This window comes from Sphingobacterium sp. NPDC055346 (genome assembly GCF_053645235.1).
This window is the reverse complement of sequence record NZ_JBSHMI010000006.1, coordinates 193,575-219,414: the sequence shown is the minus strand read 5'-3', so window position 1 is coordinate 219,414 and position 25,840 is coordinate 193,575. Positions and strand designations below refer to the sequence as shown.

Sequence of the window (25,840 nt, the reverse complement as noted above, 5' to 3'; positions counted from 1 at the left end):
ATCAAGATTTACATGGATAGGATTAATTTTACCAAAGATTACAAACTATCCATTTAAATTTTTGTTGATTCGGTATGAAAGATAAATTTATCAACCTCCCATTAATTAAGAACGAAGAAAAAAGCAGATTTGAATTAGATGTCGATGGCCATATAGCTTTCATTGACTACAAAGAAACAAGCAGTACCGTTGCCCTGATCCATACCGAAGCTCCTTCTGAATTGGCAGGAAGCGGAGCCGCAGCTGCCATTGTAGAAAAAACATTGCAGCACATCAAGGATGCTGGAAAAACAGTCTCTCCCTATTGTCCGTATGTGTTTGCATTCATCAAAAAACATCCCGAATGGAAAGAATTGGTATCACCAAGATTTCCAAAGTTCAATGAATTGTAATTTATTTTTATTCTGAAAGGTTTGAACCAGGATGTTCGGTATTGGAGGATGGACCAAGATCATTGGCGGAATGCCTACCGAATAAATAAAAATCAAGTTTTGTAGGGTCGTATCGCATACGCCCGCCCCATATAGGCAAAAAAACAATTAATTTTCCATTTTCCGCTGTCATCCTGAGAAGAAAAATTTGGGCTAAATTTATTGGAAGGTGATGACAGCTTGTTGGCAATGAAAATCAATTAGCTCTTTTATTTTTTAAATATAGAACCCCTTTTGGGCTTCCATTATTATAGCTGGCATGGTACGTTAGCCTGAAAGTTGCGCAAAAACGATGTTCGATTAATCGAACATCAGTTTTTCGCAACTCCTATATTGTTCAATACTATTGCAAAAATAATTCATCCCCGCAAGGGATGTATGACGGCTAGATATATCTTCTGCTAAATAAACATGGGTTTGGATTGCCATAAACGTGGATCTAACAAACTTGTCATTGGTAGGAACGAATCATTTCGGATAAATGCGAACTTTTAAAATCAAAGACAACCATCATGGTATTGGCGTACAGTTCTTTGACCTTCGGTCAAGGATGACAGGGTCGGTGGGAGGAAAACCGTACAGATTCTTCACTATTCGTTCAGAATCGCAAAGCGCTAGAGAGGGATTTAGAGTAAAACGAAGAATCTATTTTTATTTTTTTAGGAAGATTTGGTCATTCCGAAATCGTAAGATGAGTAAACTATTTTCTATATTTAGGAAGAGCTTTTGAAAACCATACCAGCCCCGTGTGGTTTACACTCTCCACCCCTTGCCTTCCTGTTTTATGCGTGTTTGCGGTTTTATAATTCCATGAGGTTTTATCGATTTCAAAGCGACCTCATTCGAGGCATATTTTCAAAATTCGCAAAGCATCCCGAATATGTCTCGAATGAGACCAAAAGAATTCCCAATCAGGGACAAAATTTGTAAAAGCCTCCTATGTTCCAAATTATATGTCAAAAAATGAGTAGGAAAACAGCGTTTAATTAGCTTAAAACAAAAAAGAAAGGGAAGCAATCTGGCAATTGCTCCCCTAACTATTAACCAATTATAAACTTAAATTATGAGATAGCAAATATAGTTATTAAAAAGATTATTCCTAATAATATTTGCGTTTTTATGCGGTTTTATTTTAACGGTCGACTTCACCAAGCACAATATCGATGGAACCTAAAATGGCTATCAGATCAGCGATGAGCACTCCCTTACCAAGCTCTGGCAATACCGAAAGGTTATTGAAGCTGGGTCCTCTAGCCTTCACCCGCTTAGGGATGTCGGTTTTCTCTTGCGTGACAAAATAGAAGCCTAGTTCCCCCTTAGGGTTTTCGGCACGGACATAATATTCCTGCGCTTTCAGGTTTACTTTCTTTGGTACCATGCCACGAGGGTCAAAGTCAGGTGTTCTCTTGAAATCACTCATCAATCTTGGCAAACATTGTTCAATAATCTTGACAGACTCTTTGACCTCATCTACCCTGACCTTATAGCGATCCCAACAGTCTCCGACTGCACCCATTTCGCCTTTACCTACAGGGATCTCAAAATCCAACTCCGGATAAACGGAATACCCATCCACCCTTCTCAGGTCCCATTTGATACCTGAGCCGCGCAACATAGGTCCTGAACAGCCATAATTGATGGCTACATCAGCTGGCAGAACGCCAATATTGGCCGTCCGCTGTATAAAAATCTGGTTATTGGACAATAGGTCGTCCAATTCGACCAATTTCGGTTTAAAGTAATTGATAAATTCCAGGCAACGTTCTTCAAAGTTGACCGGGATATCATAGAACAAACCTCCAACCCAGATATAATTATAGAGCATCCTGGAACCGGAAGCCCATTCTAACATATTCATGATATGTTCCCGATCGCGGAAACACCACATAAAAGGTGTAAAAGCTCCAATATCGATCCCATAGGTCCCTATGGCAATCAAATGGGATGCAATACGGTTCAGTTCGGTGACCAAGACACGGATATATTCAATTCTTTTGGGAATTTTATCTTGAATTCCAAGCATACGCTCAACCCCCATCACAAAGGCATGTGCATTGTTCATGGAAGCTAAGTAGTCCAAACGATCGGTGAAGGGAATAGTCTTTCCGTAATTCATGGACTCTGCATGTTTATCAAAGCAACGGTGCAGGTAGCCCATATGCGGAATGATTTCCTTAACGATTTCACCGTCAGTGATCAACTCCAACCTCAAAACACCATGGGTAGATGGATGTTGAGGGCCCAAGTTGATTACCATCTCCTGAGATGAAACCGTATTAATTTTATCCTGATAGTTTTTATTAGCTTGTAGGTATCTTTCGTTCATAACTATTTGATCGGGATATTATGATAAGTTTCAGGATCTTGATAATCTTTACGTAGTGGATACCCCACCCAGTCTTCAGGCATGAGGATGCGTCTCAAATCAGGATGACCTGTAAAGAAAATACCCATCAGGTCATAGGCCTCGCGTTCATGCCAATCCGCTGTTCGCCAAACTTCAGACACAGAAGGAATCTCTGGCAATTCATTCAGGTCTCTTCCGGCATCTAGCTTTACTTTAAGCGTAAGTTGCTTTTGAAAGGGAATGGAAGTTAAGTTATAGACCAGCTCAAAGTATTCTTGCGGAAAATAATCTACTGCCGTGATATTTGCCAGGAAATCAAAATAGCAGTTTTCATTATCCCGGAGGAAAAGACAAACCTCTTTAAGATGTTCAGGTGCAATAAAAAGAGCAGGCTGTAGCCCATGCTCCTGCACATCCTGTACCGCATCGATATGTACGTATTCCTCTAGGTATTTTTTTATTTCTTGGATCATTATTAAGGCGCTAAACGGTTGATCGTCCAATTGCCATCATCCTTTATATAGACAATGCGGTCATGGAGTCTGCTTCCCCTTCCCTGCCAGAACTCAACCCGAACAGGTTTTAACAGGAAACCACCCCAAAATTCCGGTCTTGGGACTTCTTTAATATTTTCCATTTCCTTTTCCACTTCTGCTACTCTTTTTTCCAAAGTTTCCCGATCAGGGATAATGGCACTCTGAGGAGAAGCAATGGCACCGATTTGGCTACCTCTAGGTCTAATGGAGAAGTATTCGTCAGAATCTGCTTTAGGTAATTTTTCGACCTCTGCTTCAAAGCGCACCTGTCTTTGCAATTCAGGCCAGAAAAACAATGCCGAAACATGTGGGTTCTGGATGATCTCTTGTCCTTTCCTACTGTTGTAGTTGGTAAAAAAACTCAGGCCTTCCGTTTTAATGTCCTTTAACAGTACTACTCTGGAAGAGGGATAGCCATTTTCGGAGACCGTAGAAACGACCATGGCAGTCGGTTCAGTGACCTGCGAGGACATGGCTTCATCAAACCATTTTTGGAATTGTTCGATAGGTTTTTTCTGTACGTCCGATTCGCTCAAACTGCTTTTCACATAGTCTTCCCGAATGGCGGCAATTTCTTTATGTTCAATGGACATGGCAAAGGATATTTCCTACAAACTTAACATAATATCCATTTTTTATAGAAAATGAAATGAAAAATTATTGCTATTTTACAGTGGATTAATAATGATATTCTATAAATTTGGTATAAACACATCTATTCTGTTATGTTCAACGAATATATCCCAAAACGCGGCAGTCTAATTTTATCTGAGCCCTTCATGCTGGATCAGAATTTTGAGCGCTCAGTGATCTTGTTGTGCGAGCATGATGAAAACGATGGAACCGTCGGATTGATCCTCAACCATCGCTCCATGCTTATGCTATCGGATGTCCTTGAAGAGGTAGACAATTCTGAAATACCTTTATACTTCGGTGGTCCAGTGGAAGGAAATGCGCTTTTCTTTGTCCACAAGGCCCATGAGAAAATCGAAGGCGGCACCCATATCGTAGATGACCTCTATTGGGGTGGTGACTTTGAACGTTTAAAATATCTGATCAACGAAAATTTGATCAGCAGTGAAGAAGTCAAGATTTTCCTAGGATATTCAGGATGGAGTCCGGGTCAACTTGATGGAGAGATCAAACAGAACTCTTGGGCAGTACATAATTCATTTAATATAGACCTGGCCTTTATTACCGATGGCGAAAATCTTTGGAAAGAAGCCTTGATCAGTATGGGTCCGAAATATGCACATGTTGCAAATTTCCCGAAAAGACCTGAATTCAATTGATAAACAACAAATAAACATAAATCAACCAACATGAAGAAACACTTCTCAAACGCATTGTTTTTGGCAGCAACTACAGCGTTCGTGGCTTGTTCAGGAGCGAATTCTAACGGTACAGAACCGCAGGATTCAACCGCAGTAGTACAGGACACGACGAAATACCCGCCTGTTGAAACAAAACCAGGAAATACAGATTACAAACCGGCATTTGAGGGTCAAACCCGAATTGCAGGCGTAAAGACTACTTCACCTTATGAAGCTGCAGTGGTTGTTGAAGGTCTAAAAACTCCATGGGGAATTGCAGAGCTCCCAGATGGAAGACTATTGATTACTGAGAAAGAAGGTACCATGCGTATCGTCGACCCGAATGCAAAAACCATCGGTGAAGCGATTACAGGTATTCCAAAAGTAGATTCGCAAGGTCAAGGCGGCTTATTGGGCATCACCCTAGATCCTGACTTTGCCAACAACAGAATGGTTTACTGGACTTTTTCAGAACCTGTTTCAGGGGGCAACCATACTGCCGTAGCCAAAGGTAAGTTATCACAGGATGAAAAAAGCATTGAAGGCGCTAAAGTGATCTACCAAGCCTTGCCAACCTACAATGGTAAGCTGCACTATGGTGGCCGTATCTTATTTGATAAAGAAGGTAATCTATTTGTGTCTACAGGAGAGCGTTCAGACCTTGAAACTCGTCCGCAAGCACAGCAATTAAATTCTGCCCTAGGTAAGATCTTAAGAATCACAACCGATGGTAAACCAGCGGCTGGAAACCCTTTTGCCGGCAAAGGTGATGCAAAACCAGAAATCTACAGTTATGGACATAGAAACGTTCAAGGTTTGGCATTCAACCCCGTTACCGGAGAACTTTGGGACTCAGAATTTGGACCTCGAGGAGGTGATGAAATCAACTTGGTCAAACCAGGAAACAACTATGGCTGGCCTACGATTACCTATGGTATCGAATATAAAGGTGATCAAATCGGTAACCCTCCTATCCAACAAAAAGAAGGTATGGAGCAACCAGTTTATTATTGGGACCCCGTATTGTCACCTAGTGGAATGACCTTCTACACAGGTTCGAATGTTCCTGAATGGCAAAACAACCTATTCATCGGAGGCTTGAGCAGTACGCATATCGCTAGATTGGTCATCAAGGACAACAAAGTTGTTGGCGAAGAAAGATTATTAGCGGATAAAGGTGAACGTTTCAGAGATGTTATCCAAGGTAAAAATGGAGCATTGTACAGCGTTACTGATGGCGGTAAATTATTTAAGATCGACAAAAAGTAAAATTAGAGAATGCCTTGAAAAAGGTGTTTTTGGATAATAAAGAGGGGCGCTTGAAGAGTGCCCCTTTTTTTAATTTTGAACCAGGATGCCCATCGGCTTCGCTCTGGGTACGGGATGAGAGGATTAAACAAGAATATATCCGGATTGAAAAATTTGGACTAAATTTAAAGGAAGGTGATGACAGTCTTTTTCCTCGAAAACATTTAGGCCATTGAAATTTGAGTTATAGAACCCCTTCGGGGTTCCATTATTTTAGCAAACATGGCACATTAGCCTAAATGTAGCGAAAAACTGGTGTTCGATTAATCGAACATCAGTTTTTCGCTACTCCTATATTGTACAATATCGTTCATGCTAAAATAATTCATCCCCGCTGGGGATGTATGGCGGCTAGAAATATTCTTCGGATAAATAAATATGGAACTGAAGGCTAGAAACACAGTTCTAACAAACTTGTCATTCGTACATAGGAAGGGTCTCCGAATAACTCAGAATTAGTCAAGGAAAGCTAAGAATGGTAACGGAGTACAGTTCCTTAACCTTCGGTTAAGGATGAGAAAATCTGTGAGAGGGAAACCGCACAGATTCTTCACCAAGCGTTCAGAATCAGCGAAGGATCTGTTCGGAAAGTATGCTGTAAACCTATGATCAGCCAAATAAGATATTAACTCAGGATTTTATCAAAACCGTATCCAATTAAAATTATTAACATTCATTTTGTAAAATTTTACAATAAAACATATTACTTTCAAATAAAATTAACATATTAGACTCATTATAAGCATTTTTTAATTTGAATATTAATTTTTTTATTTATTTTAGATTAAAATTTAAATATTTATTCATTAGTTTAATTTAATTGAGTTAATTCTTGTGATTGAACTTTGATTTAAGCCTCAAAAATTAACGATGAGATTTTATTAACTCAAACAAACATGAAATTTATTGAAAAGCTATTAGTGAGTCCATCGGGCTTATCTAAAAAAACTGCCAAATCAGCGAAGAAAAAACTTAAATTATTAAAAGCCGTTTATGAACTTGACAATGCTTCGGTAAATGATTTAATGAAGAGTTTGACCTTAAGTTTTCCGACCTTGAACACGTTGATGGTGGAGTTAGTGGAGAAGAAATATCTGAATCAGCATGAACGTGGTGAATCCTTAGGTGGAAGAAAACCTAATTTATACCAATTAAGCGACAGTCTGTTTCGAGTTCTGACCATAGAAATCAACCGCAGGTCTATTCGTATCGCCCTTGTAGACAACAATTGCAACATTCTCAATATACCGCAGCAATTTCAATTTGAAATCTCTACGGACCTAAAGGAACTGCCTGCCTTTTTGATCATTGTTAAAAAATACATCAAGGATCAAAAACTGGACATGGAGCAAGTATCTGGGATATCTATTTCTATGCCGGGGCTAATTGACCGTTACTCAGGTGAGAACTTCACTTATTTTTACGAAGCAGGATTCAACCTAGAGAACCATCTGGAACATGAGTTCAACAAGAGAACCAAGGTTATCAATGATGCCAAGGCTGCAACCTTGGCAGAGAAATTCTACGGAAAACTGAAGCGGAAAAGGGATGCTTTGGTAATCCGTTTAGATTGGGGAATTTCCTTGGGGATAGTCTCCAATGGGGAAATCTATTTGGGTAAAGATGGATTCTCCGGTGAAATGGGCCATATCAGTTTTGTCAACGATGGCGAGTTATGCTACTGCGGCAAGCGTGGCTGTCTGGAAACCTTGGTTTCCGGTACTGCGCTGGTAAACAAGGCTACCCGGGACATTGAAGCTGGCATACCTACCCTAATCGTATCAAAATATGAAAATTTGCAGCTGACACCTGAACATATTATCCAGGCTGCCATGGATGGTGATCAATATGCCATTCAACTGATTTCTGAACTGGGCAGCAAACTAGGCAGGGCAATATCCCTTTTTATGCAAGTTTTCAACCCCGAAACTATTGTGCTTTCTGGGAGCTTTGCCAGACCCTCTATGCTCATGATTACTCCGATCCAACAACAGATCCAGACCTATTCCATGAGCAAGATCGCGACAGGATGCAGCCTACAGGTTTCTACCTTGGGCGACAATGGGTTATCCTTTGCCTTGGCAAGACATTTTGTGAACTGCTATTTTGAGGAACGCATCGGTAGGAATTAAGGAATGGTTAGCTGAATATTAATCTTTAACATTCAGCACTTCTTTTATATTCAAAATCTTTTGGATTCAGGGCAATCTTAATACCTTTGCGTATAATTTCAAAATATGAGTACACAGCTATCCAAGTACAGCGTCCTATTCTGGGCCACTGTGCTTATGGTCTTCAGCTCCTGTAAGACCACATTTTACCAAGCAGCTGTATCAAACAAACAAATGTTGGCAATCAACAATCAGATTGCGGAAGATACAGCGATTACAAATTACATTTTACCCTATAAGAACCAACTTGAGGATAAGATGAACGAGGTATTGGGATATGCACCAGAGGCACTGATAAAAAACCGCAATCTTCCTGAGTCAGAATTGAGCAACTTCTTTTCAGATGCGCTATTGGCCATCGGCAAAAAAGTCGACCCGGAGGTAGTATTTTCCATGGCTACCAAAGACGGTATCCGTTCTGGCATCAAACAGGGCAATGTGACCGTAGGTTCTATTTTTGAGGTCATGCCATTCGAGAATTACATTACCATATTGGAACTTAAGGGAACGGATGTTCAGGTATTGGCAGATTTTATTGCCGAAACCAATGGTCAGCCCTTAGGGAATGTTGAACAGGTCATAAAGGACAAGAAAATCCAAAGTTTCAAGATTGGCGGGAAAGATATCGATCCTAATAAAACCTATAAGTTGGTCACTTACGACTTCATTGCCAACGGAGGTGATCTCGTTAGAGGGCTCAACAGTCCCATCAGTAAGAATGTTACTGCAGAAAGAGTACGCGAAGCTTTGATCAGCTATGTACAGGAATTAACAAAAGAAGGTAAAAAAGTAGAAGCAAAATTAGATGGAAGAGTTAAGATCATTGAATAGAAGGAGCTTTTTAAAAAGCGTAATGGCTTTGGGAGCAACCGCATCCTTGAGTTCCATTCCATTTGTAGGTTATAGTAAATCTAAAGAAGTAAAGATTACCTTTCTACATACGAACGATGTACATAGCCGTATTGAACCTTATCCCATGGATGGGTCAAGGTTACAAGGTTTAGGCGGAGTGGCCCGAAGAAGCACCCTCATCCAGAAGATCCGTTCGGAAGAAAAGAACGTGCTATTATTTGATGCAGGAGATATGTTTCAGGGCACGCCCTATTTCAATGTTTTTGATGGCAAGGTAGAACTTGAACTCATGTCGAAATTAGGATATGATGCAGGAACATTCGGTAACCATGAGTTTGACAATGGATTACCGGGATTACTTAAGCATTTTGACAAGGCGAACTTCCCTTTTGTCACTTCCAACTATGATTTTACGGGAACCATTATGGAAGGAAAAACCAAGGACTATCTGGTATTCGAGCGAGATTCTGTAAAAATCGGTGTTTTTGGAGTCGGTGTAGACTTAAAAGGTATGGTTGATCCGCGAAGTTATGCAGGTGTTAAGATTTCAGATCCGATCGAGGTCGCCGCTAAATATACACAGAAGTTAAAAAACGAGTTGAAGTGTGACCTGATTATCTGCCTTTCGCATATTGGCTACAACTACGATACGGAAAAAGTATCAGATTTGATGCTGGCAAAGAATTCAAGGCATATTGACCTGATCATAGGTGGGCATACCCATACTTTCTTGGACAAACCGACTGAGGTGAAAAATCTGGACAACCAGATAACTTTGGTAAACCAAACGGGCTTTTCTGGGGTTAACTTAGGCAGGATAGATTTTATTCTTGACAAAAAGAAAGGGACGAAGCGAAGTATAGCAACGACCTATAGCATAGACAAAAGATTAGACAACCTAGCAAGCAGGATTGCTTAGATAAAACACACTATTGAGAGCATTAGTACGACTTTATATCAACTCCTATAAAGGCTTATCGCCTGCTGCATGGCTATTGGCATTGGTTATGCTGATCAACCGTGCGGGATCCATGGTAATTCCATTTTTGGGGATTTACATGTCCTCGGAATTAGGATTCAGCAAAACGCAGATAGGTCTCGTATTGGGCTGTTTTGGTTTAGGTTCAGTCTGCGGATCCTGGCTGGGAGGCTGGTTAACCGATAAATTCGGGAACTTCAAGGTACAGACCTGGAGCTTGATCTTGGTCATTCCGCTGTTCTTATTACTGCCTAACTTCAGGACCTTTGAGGGCTTGGCCATTATGATCTTCTTCTTGACCTTGGTTGCGGACGTCTTCCGTCCAGCCAACTCCGTTTCTGTAGCAAGGTATGCCAAGCCTGAAAACATCACCCGTGCCTATTCCCTAAACCGGATGGCAGTGAACCTTGGTTTCTCCATAGGCCCGGCATTAGGAGGTTTTTTAGCTAAGTTTTCCTATAACTGGATATTTTACGGTAATGCCATCGCTGCAGCCTGTGCAGCTATTGTATTTATATATTTCTTTAGAAACAGAAAAGCAAGGACTGAAATAGGTCAGACGAAGGTTCAGGAAATTGAAGATGAAAAACCTGTCAGGAATGCCTATAAGGACGGACTCTTTATTGTATTCAATATTTTATGCTGTTTGTTCTCGATGGCATTCTTTCAATTATTGAGTACACTCCCGCTCTTCTATAAGGAGGCGCACAATCTCCACTCCGATGAAATCGGTTTATTGCTTGGATTTAGTGGTTTTGTGATCGTATTGTTTGAGATGGTACTGGTCCATGTAGTTGAACATCGATTTTCAGTCCGGCAGATTATGCTCTGGGGAACGGCGATTTCTGGAATGTCCTACTTGATGTTGACGGCAGACTTTGGGATTGCCTGGTTGTACCTAGCCATGTTTTTCCTATCCACTGGAGAGATGTTAACATTACCATTTACAGCCACCGTAGCCATCAACAGAGCCAGTCGGAGCAATCAGGGCGCTTATATGGGCTTTAACTCTTTGGCTTTTGCTGCTGCCAATATATTTTCTCCCTTCTTAGGAACCTATACAGCAGAACACTTTGGCTATTCTACCTTGTGGACATCAGCAGGATTGATATTGATCTTCTGTGGGGTTGGATTTTATTGGATCATCAGCAAGATGAAAACAGAACATTAACCGACATTCCGTTCATATGGGACTCTTGTTGCAATAGATCTCCCCAAAGTGATTTCATCTACATATTCCAGTTCACCACCAAAGGCAATACCCCTGGCAATGGTACTGATCTGCACATTGAACTCTTTCAATTTGCGGTAGAGGTAAAATATCGTGGTGTCCCCTTCCATGGTTGCACTAAGCGCTAGAATTACTTCTTGGACTTGACCGGAACGTACACGGTCTATCAAACCCTCGATTTTCAGGTCTGCTGGCCCTATTCCTTCCATAGGTGATATCAAGCCGCCAAGCACATGGTAAACTCCACTATATTGGTTGGTATTTTCTATAGCCATTACATCACGGGTATCTTCGACAACACAGATCAAGGCTTTATCACGCTTCGGGGAAGCACAGATTTCACATTGCTCAGAATCAGAGATGTTAAAACAGGTACGGCAATATTTAATGTCTTGTTTCAATCGGTCCAAGGATTCAGTAAAACGGCTCACCTCGGCATCAGATTGCTTCAAGAGATGCAAGACCAAGCGTAAAGCTGTTTTTTTACCGACACCGGGAAGTTTTCCAAATTCTTCCACAGCCTGTTCCAATAGTTTTGACGAAAAGTTCATTTTTCAAAATTACGAAAATAAAGAGCAAAAAAACACGCCAGAATTCTTTCGAATATCTGGCGCATCGGTTTATGAAACAAATCTATGTGTGCTCTAATTTAAAAATCCAAATAATCCCATTTCCCTCTGTATGCCCTACCCTTTAGATTATTGGCAAATGGGCTGTCGAACACTTCTTTGTTCGGATCCCATTTGATAGGTTTCTGTATTTGATAGGCGATGTTGACTGCATTACATACTGTAGCGGTTCTATGTCCAATTTCAACATCACAGATTGGTTTAGAACGTTTTTTGATGGCATCAACGAAATCCTGGTAATGGTTTTCCGAATAGTACACCTTCCGATCCTTCTCGGCAATCTGTAATTTTGGGAGGTCCGCTTTATCAGATCTCAGGAATTCCCTGGATACTTCAATCTTACCTTCTGTCCCTAGAAACTGGATAGCATTGAAGCTCCCCCAAGATTTATGATGGACTTTAATTCCATTTTTATAGGTGAAATATAGACCTTCCTTCGCCATGGGTATATCTGGCGGAGTAAAAGAAACAGGTCCTGATTGGTCCATTCCTAAGGCCCATTGAACGATATCAAACATGTGGGCTCCCCAATCCGTTACATATCCACCGCCGAATCCATGATACAGTCGCCATAGGGACCATTCAGGGGCATTTAAAGCTGGGCTTAAGATTGGATTATAGCCACGGTAAAGCGATGGGCCAATCCACGAATCCCAATCAAGATGTGCAGGGGTTGGCAAGGAAGGCAGATCACATTCCTTTACAGGCTCTCCTACCGATACATTGACCTCTTTGATATCACCGATATAACCATTGCGGATCAGGTCAGCTGCCTGCCTAAAATTATATTGGGAGCGCTGCATACTTCCTGTCTGCAAGACCCTTTTATATTTCCGGACTGCATTTACCATTGCACGACCTTCATCGATGGTCAAAGCCAGAGGTTTTTCGCAATAGATATCCTTCCCTGCTTTTGCGGCATCAACCACATGCATGGCATGCCAATGGTCCGGAGAAGCAATGATTACGGCATCTATATCTTTAATGCCCAGCAAATCCCTATACTGTCCAAAACCTTGGACCTGATGAGCAGCCTTAGTGGCATTCAGCTTATTAGCCTGACCGATGAAATTATTCAGTTTGCTACTATCCACATCAGCAGCCGCAATGACCATGGCCTCCGGAATTTTCATGAACTGATTCAAAAGACCGTACATCTGCTTGCCTACACCGATAAATCCTAGGTTGAGACGATCGCTAGGTGCCAAGAAGCCATTACCACCCAAGACATGTCTAGGTATAATGGTAACTGCAGCTGCGCCTAAAGCGGTTTTACTAATAAAGTCCCGTCTATTCATTATAGGTTTAAGATTTTTTCAGTCGTGAATAGGTTTACGTTTGATAAATGTATTAAATCAGTTTAATAATTCAAAATTTAATTGAAATATTTATGTTTTTTTATGATAATAACAACAATCATCAAGCTTTCGAAAAATTTAATATAAAACCTTATATTACATCGAAAAGGGCGAAAAAAGCCCTTTCATGGACAAAAAACAAAAAGACCAAATGGTTAAAGACGATAAAATCAGAAATTCATTTGCCAATAAAACTTGGCAAGAAATTAAGGTAAAAGACTCTTGGCAAATCTTTAAGATCATGTCGGAGTTTGTAGATGGGTTTGAAAAATTGGCTAAGATTGGCCCCTGTGTTTCGATCTTTGGATCGGCAAGGACACCGGATGAGCATAAATATTATCAAATGACCGTAGAGATTGCGAGGCTATTGGCAGACCGCGGGTACGGTGTTATATCAGGTGGTGGACCAGGAATCATGGAAGCTGCCAATAAAGGAGCCTATACGGCCGGAGGTAAGTCGGTAGGACTGAACATTGAACTGCCACATGAGCAATTCCACAATAAATATATTGACCGCGATAAATTACTGGAGTTTAATTATTTCTTTGTCCGCAAGGTTATGTTCATGAAATATTCTCAAGGTTATATCGTATTGCCAGGAGGGTTCGGGACAATGGACGAACTGTTTGAAGCTGTTACATTGATACAAACTGGTAAGATTGCCCGCTTCCCTATCGTACTGGTTGGTACTGAATACTGGAACGGCCTTTTTGACTGGATCAAAAACACCATGCTTGGCAATAAATATATCAGCGAGGAAGATCTGAACCTATACAGAATGGTGGATACAGCGGAAGAAGCTACTGAACATATCTTTAGGTTCTATGATAAATATCTGTTGAAACCGAATTTTTAGGGTTGAACCAGGATGGAAGGGATGAGAGGATGGACCAAGATCAGGGATTGAACCAGGATGGAACGGATGAGAGGATAGGCCAAGATCGGGGATTGAACCAGGATGGAAAGGTAGCAGATTTTGTAGGGGCTTATTGCATAAGCCCACCTCTTGCAATCCTAACATTAATATCTCCCTTTAGGGTGATTAACTCCTATCCTTTTAGGACAGATAATAACCCCCAGAGGGGGTGAAATATTTTACAATAAATCTCCTTGTATGGGCATAGAATAAAAAAATAGTTCCCTCATCTTACGATTTCGGGATGACAAAAACCTCTAAATAAATAAAAAATAGATTCTTCGCTTCACTCTGAATCCCTCTTTAGCAAATTTTGATTCTGAACGATTAGTAAGGAATCTGTACGGTTTTCCACAAAAGGACACTGTCCCCCTAAATCGAAGATTTAGGAACTGTTCGCCAGTACAAACTATCGGAGATTGATGAACTGTATGCAAATGCAATTATTCACAAAATTGGGTTTGCAAGGCTCCGAGACACTTCGGATGAACCTCAGTATGACTAAAAGAATTAAATAAGGACATTGTCGTCTGGTACCCTATCGCCAAAATATTAAGGCAGTTTTTTCATTGCACTATAATGTCATTAGGTTTCGATAAGTGTTACTCAAATTGTCAAAACACAGGTAAACAGCCAGCTGGCATGAACAACATTATAAAAAGAAAGTCCCTCGGCACAACCGAGGGACTTTCAATATTTATTGGAATTAAATTTTTGCTTAGAAGTTGTAAGTCAAACCTGTGTTCCAAGTAGTACCTAAACCGTAGAAATAACCGAAAGCATCTTTTCTAGAGAAGTAGTTCTCGTTGAAAAGGTTTTTCACATTACCTCTGAATTTAATGTTTTTACCGTTTTTCAAGTTGAAAGTATAGCTTAAACCAGCATCTACTACGTTATAAGCTTTTAATTCTTCAGGTTGGTAAACTTCATTGTTCAAAGATGATTTGATTACGTCATCTACATTCACATTACCGTATAATCTAGCATAGTGGTTGTAATCAGCATCGATTGAGAATTGAGGAAGGATAAAGTATTTAACACCAAGACCAAAAGTTGTCTGTGCAGCATTACCTACTTTTACACCAGTTAAATCTTGACCTGTTTTATCTTCGAAAACGATATCAAATGAGTTGTTATCTCTTACACGGTAAGGAGATGTACCATCATATTTCCAGTCACCGATTGATCCGTAACCTCTTAATTTAAGGTTAGAAAGAACGTTTACATCAAATTCTAATTCTAAACCTTTGTGAAGCTGACCAACACCAGTGAATAAGTAAGTTACATCAGGGTATGTTGTTCCACCTACAGTATAATCTCTTGCTGTGTAATCAGTGAATCTGTTATCCCATTTTGTGTAGTAAGCATTGAAGCTAACTGCAACGATTGGGTTAGAATATTTATAACCAGCCTCAACACCGAAGATTTTTTCATTATCCACTGAAGGATCTACAAAATCTACCGTATTAGAAACAAATACGTTATCTAAGAATGGTTGACGGGAGTATTGTCCAATATTAGCGAAGATTGTGTGTGCATCTTCGAAAGTATAGGAAGCACCTCCTTTAATGTTGTAACCGAATTTGTTATCGAATTTAGATTTCTTTTCGCCTTCAGCATAGTTCCAACGATCGATTTTTTGGTAAGATTGGTTAGAAAGGGAACCCTGAACGAATGCAGTGAATCCATCTAAACTATATTCTACTTGACCAAAAAGACCTTGGTAATTGATTTTCTCGGAGTTGTCATATCCTACTCTTTGATCTACATCAGCACTATTGAACAATGAAGACCAAGGATTAGTTGAGAAAGTTTCAGAAACTACATAACCTTTTTCACGAGTTTTATTATCGGCGATACGACCTTCAGAACCTAATAGGTTAATCAATTGTTGGAAGTGATCACCTTTGTAGAAACGTAAATCAGCACCTAAGTTGAAAGAGAAGTTTTCGTTTGCTTCGAAGTTGTAGTTAGAAACCAAACCGTACCAGAAGTGGTTGTTTACAGAAGCTCTTAATGCAGAACCATTGTTTCCGCTAGAGATTTTGTTAGGTTGAGCAGCATTAATAGCAGCTAGGGCATCCCAGTTTGTAGTACCATTTGCTGCGTTAAAACCATTAACGGTATAACCTGGACCATTACCCAAGATACCAGTACCACCACCTTTACCCATTGAAGCGTAAAGTACGGTAGAAAGAGATGATTTATCATCAATTTTCAAGTCCCAGTTTAAGTTCGTTACTGGCTTGTGGTAGAAGTTAGTTCTTTGAGAAAGACCTTCACCGTTGTACCAACCGTAGTTAGAGTTACCTCTTTCACCAGTGATATCATAACCTGGAGTAGCAATAACTTTAGTTTTATTTCCTGTAGGACCGATTTCTCTGTAGCTAGTCTCTAAAGGTTTAGAGAAGTTTTGGTCGTGCCACTGTGGAGCACCAAAGATCATGAAGTTGAAGGTGTTGTTATCATTTGGCTTGTAACCCACAGATACAAAATAGTTTTGTCCAGCACCTGCAGTACCTAGAGCATATTTTTTATCAGCTCTCCATCCGTTCAACATAAATGATACCCCCCATTTTCCTTGCATACCAGTACTGTAAGAAATCATAGCTTTTGCTAATCCATCATTACCAGTTGACATACCTACGGAACCTCTTCTTACCATATCAGTAGCTTTAGTTACGATATTCACTGTACCACCCACTGAAGAAATAGCTAATTTAGAAGAACCAAGACCTCTTTGAATCTGGATCAAGTTAGCAACATCAGACATAGCTGACCAGTTAGACCAGTACATGTTACCATCTTCCATACCATTGATAGGTTGACCATTTAATAAGAATGCCGTATTCGATTGGTCGAAACCACGAACGAACATTTTAGAATCACCAAAACCACTTGCTTGGTCGGCAACGTAGATTGATGGGGTGTTCTTCATTAATTCCGGGAATTCAACGTTAGCACCACTTTTTTCTTGAATTTCTAAAGGTGTAATGGTTGATACAGCGATAGGCGTTTTTCTATCGGCGATATCAATAATACCTTTACCAATTACCACTACTTCACCAATTGCTTCACCATCTTCTTGAGCTTGTAAAACAATTGTTCCTAAATCAGATTGTCCTTCTGCGAATTTGATTTCGCTAGTGTTGAATCCTAGAACGCGGAAAATTAAAACACCTGATGTTTTTGGAGAGTTCAGGGTAAAAGCTCCATTTGCATCAGTCGATGTACCTGCCGATGTGCCCTGTACTAATACAGATGCCCCCGCAACCGGATTGGTGCCATCAGTTACAACACCTCTTAGGACTGTCTGTGCCCAAGCGACGTTGCAAAGCAACAACATTGAGAATAATGTTACTAATTGAGTAGAGATTTTTTTCATACTTCTATTTTATTAAAATAAGTAGTGCAAAAGTATAAAGACATATTGATTTTCAATCTCGATTAACATAAACTTAATATACTCACTACCACGTTTTTGCATTTAATTGACTTATTCGAGTAAGCAAAAATTTAAAACTTAATTAGTTTTTTAAACAACTATTCATTTTGGTTGAAATTTTGGCAATGAAACCGGAGGGAAATTGATATTTTAACAAATTTTAACATTCTTGAAATTGTTGAAAAGTTTTTTCCTATTTCTAACGATTTAGCAGTTATCGCAACAACTATTTTTATAAACAGACAAAAATCAGGCGATTAACATGATCGATAAGAAGGAAAATAAAGCAACGTTTTTTTTGAGATTCGATAATCCCAAATTTTGAAAAGGAGTAATGAATGTTTTGGAACAAAAAAAAGGGAACTAAAAACTTAGTCCCCTTTCAAATGCTATAATTTTCTTAGTCCAGGTAAGCGTAGGTAATCCCATCTCCGCCTCTGTCGGCATGTTCATCTTCAAAACGGCTAACCTGGTTATATTTCCTTAAATAATCGCGGATGAATTTGCGCAAAATCCCGTCTCCTTTACCGTGTACAATCTTTAATGATGGATATCCAATCATAACGGCGCGATCTAAAACCTGCTCTATTTTACCTAAAGCATCTTCAGTTCGCATGCCACGTACATCAACCTCGGGACTAAAGTCAGCAACACTATCCGAAGCAACGGATCTAAATCGCTTAGCGGCCTTAGCTTTCTCCTTTCCTCTCAGTTTTTCTACTTTATTTTTTTTGACAACCGTCCGGAGATCACCGAGGGCCAAGATCAGGTTATTCTTCGCAATCTCAATCACTTGGGCTTCATTACCTGTATCAATAATTTTCACCCAGTCCCCTACCTCTACCGCTTCAGCAGTTTCGTTGACAACCTCAGGCTTTTTGATTTCCTTAACTGATTTTTCCTTCAGGTTATCGGAAGCATGTTGCAATCCAGCTCTCAGTTTTTTGGTCTCTTCCTTATCGGCCTGTTTGGTCTTTATTTCAGCAATGGTATTTTCAACCAGTTTATTGGCGCTCTTAATGATCTGCCTAGCTTCTTCCTTGGCATCTTTGAGCAATTGTCGCTTATTCTCTTCCAAATAGCTCTTTAATTCATTCAATTCAGCTTGCTGTCCTACGATTTCTTTTTCACGCAGATTGATGGCAACCTTAGTATCGTAGACCTCTTTCTTTTCGCGTTCCAGGTCGACCAATAGGGTATCTACTTTCTTTTGCTGAACACCGATTTTCTGTTTGGCTAGGTGAAGGACTTCTTTAGGCAAACCAATATTCTGTGCGATTTCAAAGGCATAGGAACTACCTGGTTTCCCTGTCTGAAGCACATATAAAGGCTTCATCGCTTCATTATCGAATAGCATGGATGCATTTTCGATACCTTCTGAATTGCTCGCAAAGACTTTCAGGTTTGAATAGTGGGTCGTGATCACTCCCCGAATTTGCTTTTTGTTCAGTACTTCCAAGACAGCTTCGGCAATAGGGCCACCGAACTGCGGATCTGTACCCGTTCCGAATTCATCGATCAGGACAATTGTCCTGGCATTTGAAAACTGGGTAAAGTGCTTCATCTTGGAAAGATGTGCCGAGTAAGTACTTAAATCGCTGTCGATGGATTGATCATCCCCGATATCCGCAAAGAATTGCTTGAAAACACCAAGCTTAGAATTGGTATCACAAGGAATCAACAGCCCCGATTGAAACATCAACTGTAAGAGGCCAACGGTTTTCATACATACGGATTTACCTCCTGCATTAGGTCCTGAAACCAACAAAACACGATCCGTTCCATCGATCCTGAGATTCAATGGAACGACCGAATGATGACCTTCTTGTTTTGATGCCAAATAAAGAAGTGGATGTTTGGCATTTACCAGGAACACTTCAGCTTCTTTGGAAAGTTCAGGCATTTGCGCATCTATATCCAATGCGAACAATGCCTTGGCCCTCACAAAATCCAATTTGGTCAACAGCCCATGGTATGCAAACAATAAGGGAACATGAGGCCTTAGTTCAGAAGTCAGCGTGGTCAAGATCCTGACGATCTCCCTCCTTCTTTCAAATTCCAGGTCCCTAACCTTATTATTAAGGTGGAAAACTTCTTCAGGTTCAATATAAGCCGTTTGGCCTGAAGCCGATTCATCATGGATCAGACCTTTCAGCTTACGCTTATTTTCGGCTAGAATGGGAATACATAACCTACCGTCGCGGATGGTCAAACTCCCATCAGCTGTCCAGCCATTCTGTTGCGCTTGCTTATAAACAGTATCAAGGCGTTTCCTTGCTTCCTGTTCCGCTTTGCTGATCTGCGAGGTTATTTCTAATAAGAGCTTAGAGGCATTGTCCTTGATCTTTCCCCTATCGTCGATGATCTGTTCGATCTGACGCAGGATATTCTTTTCTATAGGAAGGTGCTCGAAAAGCAGTTCCAGGTTTGGGTATTGCTGAGCACGGTCATTGAAATAACGGATTACGGCATAAACCGTCTTTAGGGATAGCAAAACACGGTGAAATTCTTCTTCCAGTAGGAAGGAGCCTTCAACTTTTGCTTTTTCAATAATGGCTTTTATAGGGTAAAAATGGTCTACAGGAAGAGGAGCATCATGGACAAGGAGTTCCTTGAACTCATTTGCCTGACGCAAGAAGCGATCGATTAAATCCAATTTCACTTGAGGTTGGATTTTATCTACCAATTCTTTCCCAGCCTCACTAAGGCATTTTGCCTTGATGAGCTCCTTAATTTCCGTAAATCCTAACTTTTCTACTGCGTTCTGTGGATATATCATTTGCTATTGTACAATAGGTCTTTCGCGTGGCCTAGTGACCGGCTTCAGTCTTTCGTTTCGATGTCTAAAAGGAATAGTATCTAAATTATCCTGCGGCTTCAACTCAGTTGGTTTTTGTACATCAGGTGAAGTTTCCGGAGTTGTATTTTCAGGGATTGGCAAAGTAGATATATCAGGAGTTTCAGTACCCATTGGTGCTTTCTTTTCCAAAATATTTTTTTCCCAAAAGCGCATCAATCCTACAGGTTCATAAAATCTTCTGGTCCTATCGGCAATGCTAAGTTCCGCAGAATCAGCTTCGGCATTTAGGATCATATTGTTCAAGGTCTGTAATTTAACTTGCATTCTGGTAACTCTGCTCATGCTATCCTGCAAAATGAGATTCTTCAAGGAATCCTGACTATAATAACTGCGTTCTCTCTTTTCCAGGGTTTTGACAACCTGGTCGTAAGTCTTTACGGTTAATGTGGGATTTCCGAAATAATAATTTACATTCTTGGTAAATTTTGCAGAATCTATTCCGAATTTAGCAAAAAGCTGCTCATACAGCGGGTCAATGACCTTTTTGGCACTATCCACGGGTATATTAGAAATGTAACCGTCAAGGATATGCACCTCGGTCATGAGCTCAACCATGTCTTCTTGGGGCAAAATACCTTCAGGAACCTGCTTTTTGCAGGAGAAAACGATAAAAAACAAAGGAAGTAAACCCAGTATTAAGCGTTGCATTTTGTAAATTTGTACAAAAATACGGAAAAGCTTGCAATAAGCTTTCCAATTTTCATCAATGCGAACCCTTTTTCATCATGAGTATAGCAAAGAATATTACAGAATTACAAAAAGAATTGTCGCCTATCGGTGTTACATTAGTTGCGATTTCGAAAACAAAGCCTAATGAAGATATTATGGAGGCCTATGAGGCAGGTCAACGGATTTTTGGTGAAAACCAAGTTCAGGACCTCGTTGCCAAATATGAAAGCTTGCCCAAAGACATTGAATGGCATTTGGTTGGCCACCTTCAGACCAATAAGGTTAAATACATAGCTCCTTTTGTAAGTTTGATCCATTCTGTTGACTCCTTGAAGGTTTTGGCTGAAATCAATAAACATGCGCTAAAGAACAACCGCATCATCGACTGCCTATTGCAGGTGTATATTGCTGATGAGGATACAAAATTCGGTTTGGACCATGCTGAGGCGATTGAACTATTACGTTCTGAGGAGTTTGAAGGATTTAAAAACATCCGTATCCGAGGATTGATGGGGATTGCCAGCAATACGGAAAACGAAAAGATCATTAAAGAAGAGTTCTATGAGTTAAAAATGCTTTTTGACGGAATAAAGACCACTTATTTCCGCAAAGAGGAAAGTTTTGATATCTTGTCCATGGGTATGAGCTCTGATTATAAGATTGCTATCGAGCAAGGCAGCAATATGGTAAGATTAGGAAGTACCATATTTGGTAAGAGAGTCATCAAACACTATAAAGCACAATAATGAGTTTAACCATTCGCAATGCAGTAAAGGCAGACTGCCCAAGGTTATTAGAATTGATCAAGGAATTGGCCCTGTTTGAAAAAGCACCTGAAGAAGTGACGGTCAGCATGGAGGAATTTGAAGATTCTGGATTTGGGGAAAATCCGGTTTGGTGGGCATTTGTTGGTGAATACGAAGGTGAAATTATTGGTATGTCCTTATATTATATAAGGTATTCGACCTGGAAAGGGAGAAGATTGTATTTAGAGGACATTATCATCACGGAAAGCATGCGTGGCAAAGGTTTCGGAAAAGATCTGCTGGATCATACCATTGCTTATGCCAAAGAGCAGGGATATTCTGGGATGATGTGGCAGGTACTAGATTGGAATACCCCAGCAATAGATTTTTATAAAAAGTATAACAGCAAATTCGATGAAGAGTGGATCAATGTCAATATCAATTTTTAGACCCAGCCTATACCCTATCTTAGCGTCTGTATTCCTTTTGGCCTCAGCCAGTTCTTGTCAGAGCAACAAAACTGATGGATCAAAATCGCACAAAGTGGTCGTTACTGGATCTAAAGACACCCTTGTTTACAACGACACCAGCATTAAAGAGATCAGTCCTTATTTTGCTGCAGATGGTGATCGGATTGACACGACCTATGTTGGATTGACGTATCCAATTTTTGAGGACAGTACGATGAACCGATACGTCAAAGAAAACATTCTTTTGGACAAGGAACAGACATTGGAACAATATGTCCATAATTTCTTGGAGGGATATGCCAATTTTGTTGAAGAAAATGAGGTAAAACATCCTCTTGCTTGGCAAAAGGAAACCTTTATCGGTGTGATGATGAATAACCCCTATCTCATCATGATGGACAATATCACCTATGAGTTTTCGGGAGGTGCCCATGGCAATAGTTATACCCTATGGAACGTTTATGATGTCCAAACAAAAGAAAAATTAAAGCTGAATACGTTTATTTCTGAGAATAAGATGAAAGAATTTACTAAAATTGCAGAAAGATTCTTTCGAAAAGAGGAAGGACTCTCGGATACCAGCAGCTATAAGGATGATTATTTCTTCGAAAATGACACATTTTCCTTGGCAGCTAATTATGGGGTTTCCAAAGAGGGTATCATATTTTTTTATAATCCCTACGAAATCAAACCCTATTCGGGAGGTACCACTTATCTCACCATTCCTTATGAAGAAATTCAGGATTGTATGACCCAGACCGGAAAGAATTACATAAAAAACATTACAGAGTATTACAATTCAATTCAGTAGCGTAAATGCAGGTATTTAAATTTGGCGGAGCCTCCGTTAAAAGTGCAGAAAATATAAAAAATGTAGTTTCCATTGTTGAACGATATAAGGATTCTTCCCTTCTGATCGTGGTTTCGGCAATCGGTAAAACGACAGATAAGTTGGTGAAAGTGACAGAGAGTTACATCAAACGTGATGGTGCATGTTTTGAACACCTTGAAAGTTTGAAGAAAGAACATTTTGATATCCTGCATGAATTGTTTCCTGACCATAACCATCCTGTTTATGATGATATCGCCAATACTTTTGTAGAAATTGAGTGGATCTTGGAAGAAGAACCGCAAGATGACTATGACTATCTCTATGACCAGATCGTTTCTGTAGGAGAATTGCTTTCTACCAAAATTGTTGCTGCATATTCTTCTTATCAAGGATTAGCAACCCAATGGGTGGATGCAAGGGATTTTATCATGACCGATAACACTTACCGTGAGGGCAAAGTGGATTGGGAAAAGACAGAAGAAAAGATCCGAAAGGATCTGCCAAGCATTTTAGATGAATATATCGTCGTTACACAAGGATTTATCGGTTCAACTTCTGAAAACTTTACGACTACCCTTGGCCGAGAAGGTTCAGATTATTCTGCGGCCATCTTTGCTGCAAGCCTAAATGCAGAAAACATCACGATATGGAAGGATGTACCGGGAGTCCTGAATGCAGATCCTAAGTGGTTTGACCAAACAGAACTTATTCCTGAACTATCCTATACCGATGCAATTGAATTAACATATTATGGAGCAACGGTGATTCATCCTAAAACCATCAAACCGCTTCAAAATAAGAAAATAACACTGAATGTCCGTTCATTTATTAACCCAGAAGAGCCTGGTACACAGATAAAAACAACGAATCAAACCCTTCCTGTGCCTTCTTTTATCTTTAAGGTCAATCAGGTCTTTATCAATATTCAACCGCGCGATTTCTCCTTTATCGTAGAGGATAACTTGAGCCATATCTTTGATGCCTTCCACCAGAATCGAATCAAGATCAATATGATGCACAACTCTGCTATCAGTTTCTCGGTAAGCGTGGATGATACCGGAGAGAATGTCCTGAACCTATTGGAACAGTTGAAAAAGAGATATAAGGTATCAGTGGCCACTGGATTAGAATTAATTACCATTCGATACTACAATCAACAAACTATAGATCGCGTTTTGGTAAATAAGGAAATTTTTCGCGAACTTAAGGATAGTTACACTTGCCAAATGCTGGTGAAAAACAAAGATGAATAAACACATTTTAGAGAAGGATGTTCAACAATTCATTAAGGTTAACCGGGAGAAATCTCCCGCAGAGGTAGCCTTGAAGAAAAGTCCTTTTCCGAATGTGAGCTCAGCAGAATTGGCCTCCCAGATTGATGGATGGCAACGTAGCGTTAAGAAATTACCTACCTGGGCTTTCAGCGAAGGCATTTATTATCCTGATAAGATCAATCTCGAGCAGTGTTCCTCAGAACATACTGCACTCATCAAGCAAACTTTGATTGCGAAAGGAAGCCGTGTTATTGATCTGACAGGGGGCTTTTCTGTGGACAGCTGTTATTTAGCGCAAGAGGCTGAAGAGGTCATCCATTGTGAACTCAATGAAAAGCTTTCTGAAATTGTGGCCTATAATGCCAGCATACTCCGGGTCAATAATTTGGTTTGCAAAGCTACTGATGGCATCGAATTACTCAGACAGAGTGAAGACCATGCCTTTGATTATATCTATGTAGACCCCTCAAGAAGGGTGAACCAAGGAAAGGTATTTCTTTTGGAGGATTGTGAACCGAATATTGTTGCCAACCAGGACCTTTTCTTTAGCAAGAGCAAATACATCATCAGCAAAGTTTCTCCCCTTCTAGATATCAGTACTGCGTTGACAAGCCTTAAGCATGTCAAATTTGTTTATGTCATCAGTCTGGATAATGATTGTAAAGAATTGTTGTTCATTCAGGAGCGCGGATTTGAAGGAGAGACGAAGATTAAGGCTATACGATTATTTGCCGATCAACTGCAAACATTTGAGTTTACTTATGACGCAGAAAGGGCAACGATGAACCGCTATGCTGAACCACAGCATTATCTCTATGATTCGGATGTCGCGCTTAGCAAAGCTGGTGCCTTTAAGAGCGTTGGGAAGTATTTTGGATTAGGAAAGCTCCATCAACACTCGCATCTATATACTTCTGAGGTTTTTCAACCTGAGTTTCCAGGCAGGGTGTTCGAAATAAAACAGGTTCTTCCCTATTCAAGTCTAAAAAAGAACAATCCGTTTGTCCAGGCCAATATTGCCACTCGAAATTTTCCGGAGAAAGTCGAGGTGATTCGTAAGAAACATAAGATTAAAGATGGCGGAAAAACCTACCTATTCTTTACTACGGACAGTAACAATCAGTTTATTGTCATCGAATGCATGAGAATTCGATAAAATAGTTATTGAGCTAAAGTACACAGTCAAGCCAAGTAATTGAAGGTCCTTTTTTCAAGTTTTTGTCCCTTTCTTCCTGGAATTTTAAGAAAATCGGATTGGATAGTAACTCTGTTTGGATCACTTCATCCTTATATTCGGAAAGATGGATGAATCGCTTGCTTTCTCGGTCCTGGAATACTGAATACCTGAACCTCGAATTATCTAATCCCTCAAAGGCCTTTAAGAAATCCTGGATCCTATCTTTATTCTCTTCTTCATATTCGGGAAAAACTTCATATTCTACTTTTACGGCAAACATAATTTTTAAATTAAAT

22 protein-coding genes are annotated in these 25,840 nt (G+C 40.0%); 13 read left to right on the top strand and 9 right to left on the bottom strand.

Annotated features, from left to right (window positions below):
* Positions 1-74: 74 nt before the first annotated feature.
* The gene (locus ACWICE_RS13860; protein WP_185218393.1) at positions 75-392 is read left to right on the top strand and encodes a GNAT family N-acetyltransferase; all 318 of its coding nucleotides are present in this window, start codon (positions 75-77) and stop codon (positions 390-392) included.
* Positions 393-1,563: 1,171 nt separating this feature from the next.
* Here the strand turns inward: ACWICE_RS13860 and ACWICE_RS13855 are convergent.
* The 3 genes from ACWICE_RS13855 to pdxH are packed head-to-tail and all read right to left on the bottom strand — an operon-like array spanning position 1,564 to position 3,907.
* Entirely contained in the window at positions 1,564-2,757 is a 1,194-nt protein-coding gene (locus tag ACWICE_RS13855; protein WP_185213693.1) for an NADH-quinone oxidoreductase subunit D, read from the bottom strand.
* A 2-nt stretch (positions 2,758-2,759) separates the two neighbouring features.
* On the bottom strand, positions 2,760-3,251 hold the full coding sequence (locus tag ACWICE_RS13850) for an NADH-quinone oxidoreductase subunit C (protein WP_185213692.1): 492 nt from the start codon (positions 3,249-3,251) through the stop codon (positions 2,760-2,762).
* Positions 3,252-3,253: 2 nt separating this feature from the next.
* Entirely contained in the window at positions 3,254-3,907 is a 654-nt protein-coding gene (gene pdxH / locus ACWICE_RS13845) for a pyridoxamine 5'-phosphate oxidase (RefSeq protein WP_454298591.1), read from the bottom strand.
* Between the two features lie 186 nt (positions 3,908-4,093).
* Here pdxH and ACWICE_RS13840 point away from each other — a divergent pair, with 186 nt between their 5' ends.
* The 6 genes from ACWICE_RS13840 (at position 4,094) to ACWICE_RS13815 (ending at position 11,108) form a co-directional block, all read left to right on the top strand.
* Positions 4,094-4,606, top strand: coding sequence for a YqgE/AlgH family protein (locus ACWICE_RS13840; protein ID WP_237219560.1), 513 nt, complete (start codon positions 4,094-4,096; stop codon positions 4,604-4,606).
* Positions 4,607-4,636: 30 nt separating this feature from the next.
* Positions 4,637-5,896, top strand: a complete 1,260-nt coding sequence (locus tag ACWICE_RS13835) for a PQQ-dependent sugar dehydrogenase (protein ID WP_185218396.1) — start codon at positions 4,637-4,639, stop codon at positions 5,894-5,896.
* Between the two features lie 935 nt (positions 5,897-6,831).
* Complete coding sequence (locus ACWICE_RS13830) at positions 6,832-8,067, top strand: ROK family protein (RefSeq protein WP_454298590.1); 1,236 nt, start codon at positions 6,832-6,834, stop codon at positions 8,065-8,067.
* A 105-nt stretch (positions 8,068-8,172) separates the two neighbouring features.
* Entirely contained in the window at positions 8,173-8,937 is a 765-nt protein-coding gene (locus ACWICE_RS13825; protein WP_237235631.1) for a 5'-nucleotidase C-terminal domain-containing protein, read from the top strand.
* On the top strand, positions 8,912-9,877 hold the full coding sequence (locus tag ACWICE_RS13820; protein WP_185213687.1) for a bifunctional metallophosphatase/5'-nucleotidase: 966 nt from the start codon (positions 8,912-8,914) through the stop codon (positions 9,875-9,877). Before ACWICE_RS13825 ends, ACWICE_RS13820 begins: the two co-directional genes overlap by 26 nt.
* Before the next feature lie 13 nt (positions 9,878-9,890).
* Positions 9,891-11,108, top strand: coding sequence for an MDR family MFS transporter (locus ACWICE_RS13815; RefSeq protein ID WP_454298589.1), 1,218 nt, complete (start codon positions 9,891-9,893; stop codon positions 11,106-11,108).
* Here ACWICE_RS13815 and recR read toward each other — a convergent pair.
* Together recR and ACWICE_RS13805 are read right to left on the bottom strand one after the other, a co-directional pair.
* Positions 11,105-11,719 carry a recombination mediator RecR gene (recR, locus tag ACWICE_RS13810; RefSeq protein WP_185218398.1) on the bottom strand — a complete coding sequence of 205 codons (615 nt, stop codon included), beginning with the start codon at positions 11,717-11,719 and terminating at the stop codon, positions 11,105-11,107. The two genes, ACWICE_RS13815 and recR, sit on opposite strands and share 4 nt — an antisense overlap.
* 98 nt (positions 11,720-11,817) lie before the next feature.
* Positions 11,818-13,095: a Gfo/Idh/MocA family protein gene (locus tag ACWICE_RS13805; protein WP_454298588.1), complete on the bottom strand. Its 1,278-nt coding sequence runs from the start codon at positions 13,093-13,095 to the stop codon at positions 11,818-11,820.
* Between the two features lie 211 nt (positions 13,096-13,306).
* Here ACWICE_RS13805 and ACWICE_RS13800 point away from each other — a divergent pair, with 211 nt between their 5' ends.
* The gene (locus ACWICE_RS13800; RefSeq protein ID WP_093097958.1) at positions 13,307-14,011 is read left to right on the top strand and encodes an LOG family protein; all 705 of its coding nucleotides are present in this window, start codon (positions 13,307-13,309) and stop codon (positions 14,009-14,011) included.
* 778 nt (positions 14,012-14,789) lie between these two features.
* On the opposite strand, the gene ACWICE_RS13795 is transcribed toward ACWICE_RS13800, so the two are convergent.
* The 3 genes from ACWICE_RS13795 to ACWICE_RS13785 all read right to left on the bottom strand — a co-directional run bounded on the left by ACWICE_RS13795 (position 14,790) and on the right by ACWICE_RS13785 (position 21,024).
* On the bottom strand, positions 14,790-17,456 hold the full coding sequence (locus ACWICE_RS13795; protein WP_313262146.1) for a TonB-dependent receptor: 2,667 nt from the start codon (positions 17,454-17,456) through the stop codon (positions 14,790-14,792).
* Positions 17,457-17,916: 460 nt separating this feature from the next.
* Entirely contained in the window at positions 17,917-20,295 is a 2,379-nt protein-coding gene (locus tag ACWICE_RS13790) for an endonuclease MutS2 (protein WP_454298587.1), read from the bottom strand.
* A gap of 3 nt (positions 20,296-20,298) precedes the next feature.
* The gene (locus ACWICE_RS13785) at positions 20,299-21,024 is read right to left on the bottom strand and encodes a DUF4296 domain-containing protein (protein WP_185213681.1); all 726 of its coding nucleotides are present in this window, start codon (positions 21,022-21,024) and stop codon (positions 20,299-20,301) included.
* A gap of 77 nt (positions 21,025-21,101) precedes the next feature.
* On the opposite strand from ACWICE_RS13785, the gene ACWICE_RS13780 reads away from it, so the two are divergent.
* From ACWICE_RS13780 to ACWICE_RS13760, 5 genes are read left to right on the top strand one after another with little or no spacing between them, the layout of a single operon-like run.
* Complete coding sequence (locus tag ACWICE_RS13780; RefSeq protein WP_185218403.1) at positions 21,102-21,791, top strand: YggS family pyridoxal phosphate-dependent enzyme; 690 nt, start codon at positions 21,102-21,104, stop codon at positions 21,789-21,791.
* Positions 21,791-22,240 (top strand): GNAT family N-acetyltransferase, encoded by a 450-nt coding sequence (locus ACWICE_RS13775; RefSeq protein ID WP_185213679.1) that lies wholly within the window; start codon positions 21,791-21,793, stop codon positions 22,238-22,240. Before ACWICE_RS13780 ends, ACWICE_RS13775 begins: the two co-directional genes overlap by 1 nt.
* Complete coding sequence (locus tag ACWICE_RS13770; protein WP_185213678.1) at positions 22,221-23,072, top strand: DUF3298 and DUF4163 domain-containing protein; 852 nt, start codon at positions 22,221-22,223, stop codon at positions 23,070-23,072. Before ACWICE_RS13775 ends, ACWICE_RS13770 begins: the two co-directional genes overlap by 20 nt.
* 5 nt (positions 23,073-23,077) lie before the next feature.
* Positions 23,078-24,346 (top strand): aspartate kinase, encoded by a 1,269-nt coding sequence (locus ACWICE_RS13765; protein ID WP_185213677.1) that lies wholly within the window; start codon positions 23,078-23,080, stop codon positions 24,344-24,346.
* Positions 24,339-25,523, top strand: coding sequence for a class I SAM-dependent methyltransferase (locus tag ACWICE_RS13760; protein ID WP_454298586.1), 1,185 nt, complete (start codon positions 24,339-24,341; stop codon positions 25,521-25,523). Before ACWICE_RS13765 ends, ACWICE_RS13760 begins: the two co-directional genes overlap by 8 nt.
* Positions 25,524-25,536: 13 nt before the next feature.
* Here the strand turns inward: ACWICE_RS13760 and ACWICE_RS13755 are convergent, their stop codons facing one another.
* A complete protein-coding gene (locus ACWICE_RS13755) occupies positions 25,537-25,824 on the bottom strand; it encodes a hypothetical protein (protein ID WP_454298585.1) in 288 nt (95 codons plus the stop codon).
* Between the last annotated feature and the right edge of the window lie 16 nt (positions 25,825-25,840).

What these genes read in the sequence shown, in the direction of transcription:
- ACWICE_RS13860 (WP_185218393.1), top strand. Translation starts at nt 75, where the DNA reads ATGAAAGATAAATTTATCAACCTCCCATTAATTAAGAACGAAGAAAAA.
- ACWICE_RS13855 (WP_185213693.1), bottom strand. Translation starts at nt 2,757, where the DNA reads ATGAACGAAAGATACCTACAAGCTAATAAAAACTATCAGGATAAAATT.
- ACWICE_RS13850 (WP_185213692.1), bottom strand. Translation starts at nt 3,251, where the DNA reads ATGATCCAAGAAATAAAAAAATACCTAGAGGAATACGTACATATCGAT.
- pdxH (WP_454298591.1), bottom strand. Translation starts at nt 3,907, where the DNA reads ATGTCCATTGAACATAAAGAAATTGCCGCCATTCGGGAAGACTATGTG.
- ACWICE_RS13840 (WP_237219560.1), top strand. Translation starts at nt 4,094, where the DNA reads ATGCTGGATCAGAATTTTGAGCGCTCAGTGATCTTGTTGTGCGAGCAT.
- ACWICE_RS13835 (WP_185218396.1), top strand. Translation starts at nt 4,637, where the DNA reads ATGAAGAAACACTTCTCAAACGCATTGTTTTTGGCAGCAACTACAGCG.
- ACWICE_RS13830 (WP_454298590.1), top strand. Translation starts at nt 6,832, where the DNA reads ATGAAATTTATTGAAAAGCTATTAGTGAGTCCATCGGGCTTATCTAAA.
- ACWICE_RS13825 (WP_237235631.1), top strand. Translation starts at nt 8,173, where the DNA reads ATGAGTACACAGCTATCCAAGTACAGCGTCCTATTCTGGGCCACTGTG.
- ACWICE_RS13820 (WP_185213687.1), top strand. Translation starts at nt 8,912, where the DNA reads ATGGAAGAGTTAAGATCATTGAATAGAAGGAGCTTTTTAAAAAGCGTA.
- recR (WP_185218398.1), bottom strand. Translation starts at nt 11,719, where the DNA reads ATGAACTTTTCGTCAAAACTATTGGAACAGGCTGTGGAAGAATTTGGA.
- ACWICE_RS13805 (WP_454298588.1), bottom strand. Translation starts at nt 13,095, where the DNA reads ATGAATAGACGGGACTTTATTAGTAAAACCGCTTTAGGCGCAGCTGCA.
- ACWICE_RS13800 (WP_093097958.1), top strand. Translation starts at nt 13,307, where the DNA reads ATGGTTAAAGACGATAAAATCAGAAATTCATTTGCCAATAAAACTTGG.
- ACWICE_RS13795 (WP_313262146.1), bottom strand. Translation starts at nt 17,456, where the DNA reads ATGAAAAAAATCTCTACTCAATTAGTAACATTATTCTCAATGTTGTTG.
- ACWICE_RS13790 (WP_454298587.1), bottom strand. Translation starts at nt 20,295, where the DNA reads ATGATATATCCACAGAACGCAGTAGAAAAGTTAGGATTTACGGAAATT.
- ACWICE_RS13785 (WP_185213681.1), bottom strand. Translation starts at nt 21,024, where the DNA reads ATGCAACGCTTAATACTGGGTTTACTTCCTTTGTTTTTTATCGTTTTC.
- ACWICE_RS13780 (WP_185218403.1), top strand. Translation starts at nt 21,102, where the DNA reads ATGAGTATAGCAAAGAATATTACAGAATTACAAAAAGAATTGTCGCCT.
- ACWICE_RS13775 (WP_185213679.1), top strand. Translation starts at nt 21,791, where the DNA reads ATGAGTTTAACCATTCGCAATGCAGTAAAGGCAGACTGCCCAAGGTTA.
- ACWICE_RS13770 (WP_185213678.1), top strand. Translation starts at nt 22,221, where the DNA reads ATGTCAATATCAATTTTTAGACCCAGCCTATACCCTATCTTAGCGTCT.
- ACWICE_RS13765 (WP_185213677.1), top strand. Translation starts at nt 23,078, where the DNA reads ATGCAGGTATTTAAATTTGGCGGAGCCTCCGTTAAAAGTGCAGAAAAT.
- ACWICE_RS13760 (WP_454298586.1), top strand. Translation starts at nt 24,339, where the DNA reads ATGAATAAACACATTTTAGAGAAGGATGTTCAACAATTCATTAAGGTT.
- ACWICE_RS13755 (WP_454298585.1), bottom strand. Translation starts at nt 25,824, where the DNA reads ATGTTTGCCGTAAAAGTAGAATATGAAGTTTTTCCCGAATATGAAGAA.